Origin of the sequence: Micromonospora sp. NPDC007230, assembly GCF_042869115.1 — a bacterium.
GTDB lineage: Bacteria > Actinomycetota > Actinomycetes > Mycobacteriales > Micromonosporaceae > Micromonospora.
Map to the genome: position 1 here is coordinate 136,667 of NZ_JBIAFE010000003.1, position 8,782 is coordinate 145,448.

General features: G+C 73.7%; 8 protein-coding genes. 3 read left to right on the forward strand and 5 right to left on the reverse strand.

Annotation, left to right across the window (positions count from 1 at the left end; genetic code table 11):
- Positions 1-45: 45 nt before the first annotated feature.
- From ruvA to ACFYML_RS05840, 3 genes are all read right to left on the reverse strand, one after another.
- A complete protein-coding gene (gene ruvA, locus ACFYML_RS05830) occupies positions 46-648 on the reverse strand; it encodes a Holliday junction branch migration protein RuvA (RefSeq protein WP_073835740.1) in 603 nt (200 codons plus the stop codon).
- Complete coding sequence (gene ruvC / locus ACFYML_RS05835; protein ID WP_387419500.1) at positions 645-1,172, reverse strand: crossover junction endodeoxyribonuclease RuvC; 528 nt, start codon at positions 1,170-1,172, stop codon at positions 645-647. The genes ruvA and ruvC overlap by 4 nt, the downstream gene beginning before the upstream one ends.
- A gap of 116 nt (positions 1,173-1,288) precedes the next feature.
- Positions 1,289-1,606 carry a DUF1905 domain-containing protein gene (locus ACFYML_RS05840; RefSeq protein WP_387419501.1) on the reverse strand — a complete coding sequence of 106 codons (318 nt, stop codon included), beginning with the start codon at positions 1,604-1,606 and terminating at the stop codon, positions 1,289-1,291.
- A 217-nt stretch (positions 1,607-1,823) separates the two neighbouring features.
- Between ACFYML_RS05840 and ACFYML_RS05845 the strand changes: the two genes are divergently transcribed.
- Together ACFYML_RS05845 and ACFYML_RS05850 are read left to right on the forward strand one after the other, a co-directional pair.
- Positions 1,824-2,606 carry a 3-hydroxybutyrate dehydrogenase gene (locus ACFYML_RS05845; protein ID WP_387419502.1) on the forward strand — a complete coding sequence of 261 codons (783 nt, stop codon included), beginning with the start codon at positions 1,824-1,826 and terminating at the stop codon, positions 2,604-2,606.
- A 14-nt stretch (positions 2,607-2,620) separates the two neighbouring features.
- Positions 2,621-4,540 (forward strand): helix-turn-helix domain-containing protein, encoded by a 1,920-nt coding sequence (locus ACFYML_RS05850; protein WP_387419503.1) that lies wholly within the window; start codon positions 2,621-2,623, stop codon positions 4,538-4,540.
- A gap of 115 nt (positions 4,541-4,655) precedes the next feature.
- On the opposite strand, the gene ACFYML_RS05855 is transcribed toward ACFYML_RS05850, so the two are convergent.
- On the reverse strand, positions 4,656-5,264 hold the full coding sequence (locus ACFYML_RS05855) for a TetR/AcrR family transcriptional regulator (protein ID WP_387280734.1): 609 nt from the start codon (positions 5,262-5,264) through the stop codon (positions 4,656-4,658).
- Positions 5,265-5,275: 11 nt separating this feature from the next.
- Entirely contained in the window at positions 5,276-6,844 is a 1,569-nt protein-coding gene (locus ACFYML_RS05860; RefSeq protein ID WP_387419504.1) for an MFS transporter, read from the reverse strand.
- Between the two features lie 1,019 nt (positions 6,845-7,863).
- Here ACFYML_RS05860 and ACFYML_RS05865 point away from each other — a divergent pair.
- On the forward strand, positions 7,864-8,451 hold the full coding sequence (locus tag ACFYML_RS05865) for a hypothetical protein (RefSeq protein ID WP_387419506.1): 588 nt from the start codon (positions 7,864-7,866) through the stop codon (positions 8,449-8,451).
- Positions 8,452-8,782: the final 331 nt, after the last annotated feature.

Here is an 8,782-nt window from a genome sequence, read left to right on the forward strand (position 1 = left end):
TTCGCGACTGCGGGGCTCGCAACCCCGGCTCACTCCTCGCGCTCATCATCGGGTGCGGCCCAGGAGGCGGATGGCCTGCTTGAGCAGGACCGGCACCGGCGGGGTGGCTCCGTCGACGGTCTCGGCGACCGCGGCGACGGCCTGCTCGGCCTGGGCGGCCGTCCAACCGAGCCCGACCAGGGCCTGGCGCACCTGCTCCGGCCAGGCGCCCGCGGTCACCCCGGCCGCGCCGTCCGGACCGACCGGCACCGGGCCGATCCGGTCGCGCAGTTCGAGGACGAGGCGCTCCGCGCCCTTCTTGCCGATGCCCGGCACCCGGGTCAGCGCGGCGGTGTCGGCGTTGGCGATGGCCTTGCGGACCGCGTCCGGGGTGTGCACGGCGAGCACCGCCTGGGCCAGCCGGGGGCCCACCCCGCTGGCGGTCTGCAGCAGCTCGAAGAGCTGCTTGGCGTCGTCGTCGGCGAAGCCGTAGAGGGTGAGCGAGTCCTCCCGGACGACCAGGCTGGTGGCGAGCCGGGCCGGCTGGCCGACCCGCAGCTCGGCGAGGGTGCCGGGGGCGCACTGCACCGCCAGGCCGATGCCGCCCACCTCCACCACGGCGTGGTCCGGACCGGTCGCGGTCACCGTGCCGCGCACGCTGGCGATCATCGGGTTCCTCCTCGTCGTGCCCGCTCGGCCGCGGCGGCCAGCTTGGATCGGGTCCCGCCGCGCCAGATGTGGCAGATGGCCAGGGCCAGGGCGTCGGCGGCGTCAGCGGGCCGGGGCGGCTCGGGCAGCCGCAGCAGCCGGGTGACCATCGCGGTCATCTGTGCCTTGTCGGCCTGACCGGAACCGGTCACCGCCGCCTTGACCTCACTGGGGGTGTAGGTCTGCACGGGCAGCCCGACGCGCGCGCCGGCGAGCACGGCGATCCCGCTCGCCTGGGCGGTGCCCATCACGGTGCGGACGTTGTGCTGGCTGAACACCCGCTCCACGGCGACCGCGTCCGGCCGGTGCTCGGCGATCAGGTCGGCGAGCGAGCGGTCCAGGTGCAGCAGGCGCAGCGGCAGCTCGTCCTCCGGATCGGTGTAGACGACGTAGTAGGCGACCAGCGTGCAGGGCCGCCCCGGCACGCCCTCGACCACGCCGATCCCGCACCGGGTCAGCCCCGGGTCGACGCCGAGCACCCGCACGCCGCCTCCTCCCCGAACGCCAGCAGTACGTGTGTTCGACACCCTACCGATCCACTCCGACGCCCGCCGGGGCGGACACGCCGTCGGGGGCGAACCGCCGGGCGACGCACCACCCGCTACATCCGCGCGTGGTCGATCGCGACGGACACCCGGACCACGTCGCCGTCGTCCTTGCCGGCCCGGATCCGCGCCGGCACGGGCAGCAGCCAGCCGTGCCGCCGATCCCGCCAGACGCTGGTCGACCAGGTGCGGCCGTCCACGGTGGCGACGACCGGCACCCGGCCGAACGGTCCGGCCGCGAACGGGGCGTACGCGTCCGGCACCGGGGCGAAGACCCACCCGCCCGCGCCCGACCACCGGAACAGGCTGGCCGGGAAGCTGACCGCCGGCTCGGAGCCGTCCGCCCGTCCGGCGCCTGCTCGGGTCTCCGTCACGTCCCACCCTCCGTCGCGCTCCGCACCCGCTGCCGGTGCCTGCGACCGGTCACTCTGCCAGGCGCCTCCGACACAGCCGGCGAACGAGCCGGGCGACGGCGCCGCCCGCCAGGGCCAGCCGGGGCGACGCGGTCGCGCCCACCCACACACCCCTTGGGCGGAGTATGTGTCCGCACGCCATGTGCGCCCGGCCACACAGCTCGTAACTTCTTGCGCCATGACGGCAGAACCCGTGGCGGTCCCCCACGTCGTACGCGTCGACCTCTCCGGTCGCAGCGCCCTGGTGACCGGTGGTGGCAGCGGCATCGGACGGGCCTGCGCCCTGCGCCTGGCGGCGGCCGGCGCGGCGGTGCTGGTGGTCGACCGCAACGTGGAGGCAGCCAAGGCGGTGGCCGCCGAGGCCGGCGGCCGCGCCGAGGGGATCGACCTGGCCGACCCGGCCGCGGTGGACCGGCTGGACGTCGACGTGGACATCGTGGTCAACAACGCCGGCCTGCAGCACGTCGCACCGCTGCAGGACTTCCCCGTCGAGCGCTTCGAGTACATCCAGCGGGTGATGGTGGAGGCGCCGTTCCGGCTGATCCGGCGGGCGCTGCCGCACATGTACGCCAACGGCTGGGGACGGATCGTCAACATCTCCTCGGTGCACGGGCTGCGCGCCTCGCCGTACAAGGCGGCGTACGTCTCGGCCAAGCACGCCCTGGAGGGGTTGTCGAAGGTGGTCGCCCTGGAGGGCGCCGCGCACGGGGTGACCGCCAACTGCATCAACCCGGCGTACGTGCGGACGGCGCTGGTGGAGAGCCAGATCGCCGACCAGGCGGCCACCCACGGCATCGGCGAGGACGAGGTGGTCGAGAAGATCATGCTGGCCCGGGCGGCGATCAAGCGGCTGATCGAGCCGGAGGAGGTGGCGGAACTGGTGGCGTACCTGTGCTCCCCGCCGGCCTCGTTCATCACCGGCGCCTCGATCGCCCTCGACGGGGGCTGGACGGCGAACTAGTGGCGCCCCGCACAATGTCGGTCATGTCGTCGCCGGTTGAGTTTCTCGAGCTGCTGGCCCGGGAGGCCGCCGCAGTGGAGTTCGAAGGGCCGCTGGTCGCGGCCCGGGCCGCCGGCCTGCCGGCCGAGCGGCTCGCCGAGTTGGAGCAGGCGAAGGTGGTGGCGCTGCGGGTCCGCGCGCTGCTGGAGCGCCGGCGCCGCCGGGAGATCGAGCTCTCCGGCCTGTACGACACGGCCAGCGACCTGGCCGGGCTGCGCGACCTGGACGACGTCCTGCGGGCGATCGTGCACCGGGCCCGGAACCTGCTCGGCACCGACGTGGCGTACATGACGCTCAACGACGAGGAGCGCGGCGACACGTACATGCGGGTCACCGACGGCTCGATCTCGGCCCGGTTCCAGCGGCTGCGGCTCCCGATGGGCGCCGGCCTGGGCGGGCTGGTGGCGCAGACCGGCACGCCGTACGTGACGGCCAACTATCCGGAGGACGAGCGGTTCCACCACACCGGGGAGATCGACGCCGGGGTCGGCGAGGAGGGCCTGGTGGCGATCCTCGGGGTGCCGCTGCGGCTCGGGTCGAGCGTGATCGGCGTGCTGTACGCGGCCAACCGGTCGGCCCGGCCGTTCGCCCGGGAGGAGGTGTCGCTGCTGGTCTCCCTCGCGGCGCACGCGGCGGTGGCGATCGACACCGCCCGGCTGCTCGCGGAGACCCGCTCGGCACTGGAGGAACTGTCGGCGGCGAACAGCACCATCCGGGCGCACAGCAGCTCGGTGGAGCGGGCCGCGGCCGCACACGACCGGATGACCGCCCTCGTGGTGCGCGGCGGCGGGATCGAGGACGTGGCGGCGGCGGTCGCCGAGGTGCTCGGCGGGGCGCTGCTGGCGCTGGACGCCGAGGGGCGGCGGTTGGCCCGGGTGGGCGAGATCGACGAGCCGGACCGGGCCGACATCGTGGAGGCGGTGGCCGCGTCCCGGACCGAGGGGCGCAGCGTACGCCGGGGCCCGCTCTGGTACGCCGCGGTGGTGGCCGGCGCGGAGAACCTGGGCGCGCTGGTGCTGCGCCCGGACGAGGAGCTGGTCGACGCGGACCAGCGGATCCTGGAGCGGGCGGCGCTGGTGACCGCGCTGCTGCTGCTGTTCCGGCGGACCGTGGCCGAGGCCGAGGGCCGGGTCCGGGGCGAACTGCTGGACGACCTGATCGCCCGGCCGCTGCGGGACACCGACGCGCTGCGCAGCCGGGCCCGCCGCCTCGGGGTGGACCTCGACGCCCCGCACGTGCTGGTGGCCGTGGGCGACGACGCGATCGCCGCGACCGGCTCGGCCCGGCAGCGGGTGCTCTCCTGGGCCACCACGTACGCCTCGACCCGGGGCGGGCTGGCCGCGGCGCGGGACGGCCGGGTGGTGCTGATGCTGCCCGGCAAGGACGCCGGCGGCGCGGCGCGCGCGGTGGCCCGGGACCTGTCCCGGGTGACCGGCCGGCCGGTGACCGCCGGGGCGAGCGGGCCGTCCACCGGGCCGGCGTCGCTGGCCACGACGTTCGCCGAGGCGGAACGGTGCCTGACCGCGCTGGGCGCGCTGGGCCGCGCCGGGCAGGGCGCGAGCACGGCCGAGCTGGGGTTCGTCGGGCTGCTGCTGGGCGCGGTCGGGGACGCGGGCGACCGGGACGTGGCCCGGTTCCTGACCGCGACCGTGGGGCCGGTGGTGGACTACGACGCCCGGCGGGGCACCGCGCTGGTCAAGACGCTGGAGGCGTACTTCGGGGTGGGCGGCAGCCTGGCCCGGGCGGCGGAGCTGCTGCACGTGCACGTCAACACGGTCACCCAGCGGCTGGAGCGGGTCGGGCAGCTGCTCGGCGCGGACTGGCAGAAGCCGGAGCGCGCCCTGGAGGTGCAGTTGGCGCTCCGCCTGCACCGGCTGCGTACCCCCGCCGGCTGAGCCGCCGGGCGGGCGGTGCGGCGGATGCCCCACCGGCTCGCCGATCCGGCGGTGTCCGGGTGGCCCGGACACCGCCGCGGCGCCGGTGCCGGGTGATGCGGCGGAGGGGACCCGGTCAGCGGGCGCGGAGGCCGTCCAGGACGGCGTCGACGATCCGCTCCGGCAGGATCCGGTCGTCCAGTTCCGGCTGCCAGCGCAGCATCCGCTGCATCAGCATCGGCCCGCTAAGCAACGCCATGGCCAACTCGACGTCCAGGTCGGCGCGGAGTTCCCCGCTGCGTACGCCGCGCTCGAGCACCTGGCGCATCAGCTTCCGGCGCGGCTCGACCATGGTCTGGTAGAGCCGGTAGTGGGCCGGGCTGCGGTTCACCTCGGGCACCAGGCAGGGCATGATCTTCGCGGCCCGGGGATCGACGTTGTGCCCGATCGCGCCGACCAGGAGCACCAGGTCGTCCCGGACGGAGTGGCCGGCCGGCTGGGGCGGGGTGCCCTTGAGGGTGCGCAGCGCGTCGAGCAGCAGGGCGTCCTTGCCGGGCCACCGGCGGTAGATGGTGGCCTTGCCGACCCCGGCGCGGGCGGCGATCGCCTCGATGGAGAGCGTCTCGATCGTGTTGCCCTCGGCGAGCAGGTCCAGGGTCGCCTGCACGATCGCCTCGTCCGCGCGGATGCTCCGCGGTCGCCCGGGCGACCGCGGAGCATCGGCGGTGGAACTCATGTCAGACATTGTCGCCGAACCTACGCGGTCCCAGCCAACTCCGGTTCGGCGGCCGCTCGGGCGTCGGCCGGAGCGAGCACCGGGCGGCCCGGCATCCAGCGGAGCACGATGACGATGCCGAGCGCGGCAACCAGCGCGGAGAGCCCCGCCGCCCAGTGCATCGCCGACACGAACGAGTCGTTGGCCGCGGCGATCAGCCGCGGCGCGGCAGGCCCGAGCTGCGCCGCCGCCGCGTACGCGCCGGAGATGGACTCCTCGGCCGCCGCCCGGGCCGGGGCGGGCAGGCCGTCGAGCGCCGTGGCGACGTCGCCCCGGTAGACCGCGGAGAGCACCGAGCCGAGCACCGCCACGCCGAGCGCACCGGCCACCTGGCGAATCGTGTTGCTGACCGCGGAACCGACGCCGGCCTTCTCCCGGGGCAGCGCCGACATGATCGACTCCGTGGCCGGGGGCATGATGTTGGCCATGCCGGTGCCCTGGACGAAGGTCAGGACCAGGATGACCCAGATCGGCGTGACCGCGTCGACGAAGACGAAGGCGCCGAGCGCCACCGCGGTCAACGCGAGGCCGACCAGCGCGACGGCCCGACCACCGAAGCGGCGGACCATCGCCGCGCTGCGCGGCGCGAAGAACAGCTGCGCCGCGGCGAACGGCAGGAAGAGCAGACCGGTCTCCAGCGGGCTGTATCCGCGGACCAGCTGGAGGTAGAACGCGTTGAAGAACATCACGCCCATCGCGGCGAAGAACACCAGCCCGACCAGCGCCACCGGGGCGGCGAACCGGGGCACCCGGAACAGCCGGACGTCCAGCGACGGGTGGTCGCTGCGCAGCTCGTGAGCGACGAACCAGGCCAGCACCGCCAGCCCGCCGACGACGGCGGCCCAGACCGGCAGTCGGTCGAAGCCGTGCTCGCCGCCGTCGATGATGCCGTAGGTGAGCGCGACCAGGCCGACCACGGACAGCAGCACGCCGAACAGGTCCACCCGGCCCGGGTTCGGGTCGCGGGACTCCGGCACCAGCAGCGCGACCAGCACCACGCCGAGCACCACCACCGGCACGTTGATCAGGAAGACCGAGCCCCACCAGTAGTGCTCCAGCAGGACGCCGCCGAGGACCGGACCGATCGCCACGGCGAGGCCGACCGCGCCGGCCCAGACACCGATCGCCCGGGCCCGTTCCCGGGGGTCGAAGACGTTGGAGATGATCGACAGCGTCACCGGCATGATGGCCGCGCCACCGACACCCATCAGGGCGCGGGCGCCGATCAGCTGCGCCGGGTCCTGGGCGTACGCCGACAGCAGCGACGCCAGTCCGAACAGCGCCAGGCCGACCAGCAGGAAACGCTTGCGGCCGAGGCGGTCGCCCAGGACGCCGAAGGTGAAGAGCAGACCGGCGAAGACCAGCGTGTAGGAGTTGATGGCCCACTCCAGCTCGCCCTGACTGGCGCCGAGGCCGTGCACCGGGTCGGCCAGGGTACGCAGGGCGACGTTGAGAATCGTGTTGTCGAGGACGACCACGAGGAGGCTGATCACCAGCACCCCCAGGATCGCCCACCTCCTCGGGTGTCCGGTGTTCTCGTGCGGTTCCATCCCGGTTCTCCCCCCGGTTCACCCGCGTCGAAATACGATACGGGGCAGACTCGTAACGGCCCGAGCGTAAGCGAGCGAGTTTCGATACGGAACCGGTTCGTATCGTTTGTGCGCCAGGTCACGTGCCCGGTCAGGCTTGATCCCTCCGCCCGTCACGGCGTGCCACACCCCCGTCGTGGTCCAGCGCCGTCCGAATGTCCACCCTCCGCGGCTCGCGCCCCGCGTACGGGGCCGGCACCCCGCCCCGACCGGCCCGCCCTCGTCCCGCACCCGTGCGCCCAGGGCCGCACTTTCGCGGAAAGTGACGCCTTCCGGCAGCCCGAGGGGCCACTTTCCCCGAAAGTGTCGCCTCGTTCGTTGCGCCCGGGGCGGTGATCGACTCCGTGTGCGGCATGTGGTGGTGTCACGAGTGCCGGATACCGCCTCGTGCGGTACCTGGAGTGGATCTACGGGGGTTGGCGGCCGCCCGCCCGGACGTTGTGGTCGGCGATGTCCGGTTTGCGGTGACGGTCGGCATCCTCTGCCTGGAATCTCTGGCGGCCTGGGGTCGTTGAACACGGGTGCACGGCCGAGGTAGGCGCCCGCGAGCCGGGTCGCCGGGGCCCGGGTCGGAATGACGATGGGCCGCCGGTCGTTTCAGATGGCCACGCGGCCGATGTCCGGTGAGGCGGGGTCGGCGAGGCCCGGAATGTTGGTGGGCTGCCGGTCGTTGCACACGAACCCGCGACCGATGCCCCGCCAGCCGGGGTCGGCCAGGCCGGAATGTTGGCGGGCCGCCGGTCGTTGCAGATGAATCCGCGACCGAATCCCCCGTGCGGTGGGGTGGCCGGCCCGGAATGTTGGCGGGCCGCCGGTCGTTGGATATGGTCCCGGCGCCGCGAAGAGGCGAACCCCCCTCGCCCCGCGAGCCGCTGGTCGACAGACTTTTCCCCCCTTTTTTGAGCGCCTGACGGTGCTTGCGCACGCTGTCCGACCCCCATCGGGCTGTGGTGCGCCAACCCCCGAATGGAGCTTTGATCATGAACACGATCCTGCGTAAGAGCATTCTTGGTGTCGCTGGTCTGGCTTTCACCGGTGGCGTGTTCGCCGGCCCCATCGCCGCCCACGCCGATGCCCCGGCCACGGCTGCCAAGCCCGTCGCCGCGGTGCAGGCTGACAAGCCGGACATGGGCAAGCTGATCCCGCATGGTGTGCAGGGCGCCCAGTCGAAGATCACCCTGAACGACGAGCAGACCGCCAACGCGAAGGCGATCATCGCCGCCACCAAGAAGGCCGGCCTGCCGGAGCGGGCCGCGGTGATCTCGATCGCCACCAGCCTGCAGGAGTCGAAGCTGGAGAACCTCGGCCACCTCGGCGACGCCAACGACCACGACTCGCTGGGCCTGTTCCAGCAGCGCCCCTCCAGCGGTTGGGGCACGCCGGAGCAGATCACGAACCCCGAGTACGCCACCCTGGCGTTCGAGAAGGGCCTGAAGCAGATCGACGGCTGGCAGGACATGCCGCTGACCAAGGCCGCCCAGACCGTGCAGGTGTCGGCCTACCCGGACGCCTACGCCCAGTGGGAACAGCAGGCCGCCGACCTCGTCGCCCAGCACTGGAACAGCTGACCCAAACAGCCAAGCACCACAGCCGACAACCGAACAAGCAACAACACCGCTGGCCGGCACCCCAAACGCGGGTGCCGGCCAGCAGCCGCTTCCGAATCCTGGACAGCCGCCGTCACCGCTGACCGGAAACTATCCAAGGTCCCGAAGCGCTCACTGGCGCAGAAGGCCCGACGGCCAACCCGGCAGCGGGTCGTACCAGAGGAAGACCGCAACGCACGGGCGGCGAAGGCCCACGACGGGGCTGGGGGGGGGGGGGGGCCGCGCCGGGGGGAAAACCGGACCCCCCCGGCCCGGGCCCCCCCCCCCCCCCCCCCCACCACCAACACCCCAC

What these genes read in the sequence shown, in the direction of transcription:
- ACFYML_RS05865 (WP_387419506.1), top strand. Translation starts at nt 7,864, where the DNA reads ATGAACACGATCCTGCGTAAGAGCATTCTTGGTGTCGCTGGTCTGGCT.
- ACFYML_RS05860 (WP_387419504.1), bottom strand. Translation starts at nt 6,844, where the DNA reads ATGGAACCGCACGAGAACACCGGACACCCGAGGAGGTGGGCGATCCTG.
- ruvA (WP_073835740.1), bottom strand. Translation starts at nt 648, where the DNA reads ATGATCGCCAGCGTGCGCGGCACGGTGACCGCGACCGGTCCGGACCAC.
- ACFYML_RS05845 (WP_387419502.1), top strand. Translation starts at nt 1,824, where the DNA reads ATGACGGCAGAACCCGTGGCGGTCCCCCACGTCGTACGCGTCGACCTC.
- ACFYML_RS05855 (WP_387280734.1), bottom strand. Translation starts at nt 5,264, where the DNA reads ATGTCTGACATGAGTTCCACCGCCGATGCTCCGCGGTCGCCCGGGCGA.
- ACFYML_RS05850 (WP_387419503.1), top strand. Translation starts at nt 2,621, where the DNA reads ATGTCGGTCATGTCGTCGCCGGTTGAGTTTCTCGAGCTGCTGGCCCGG.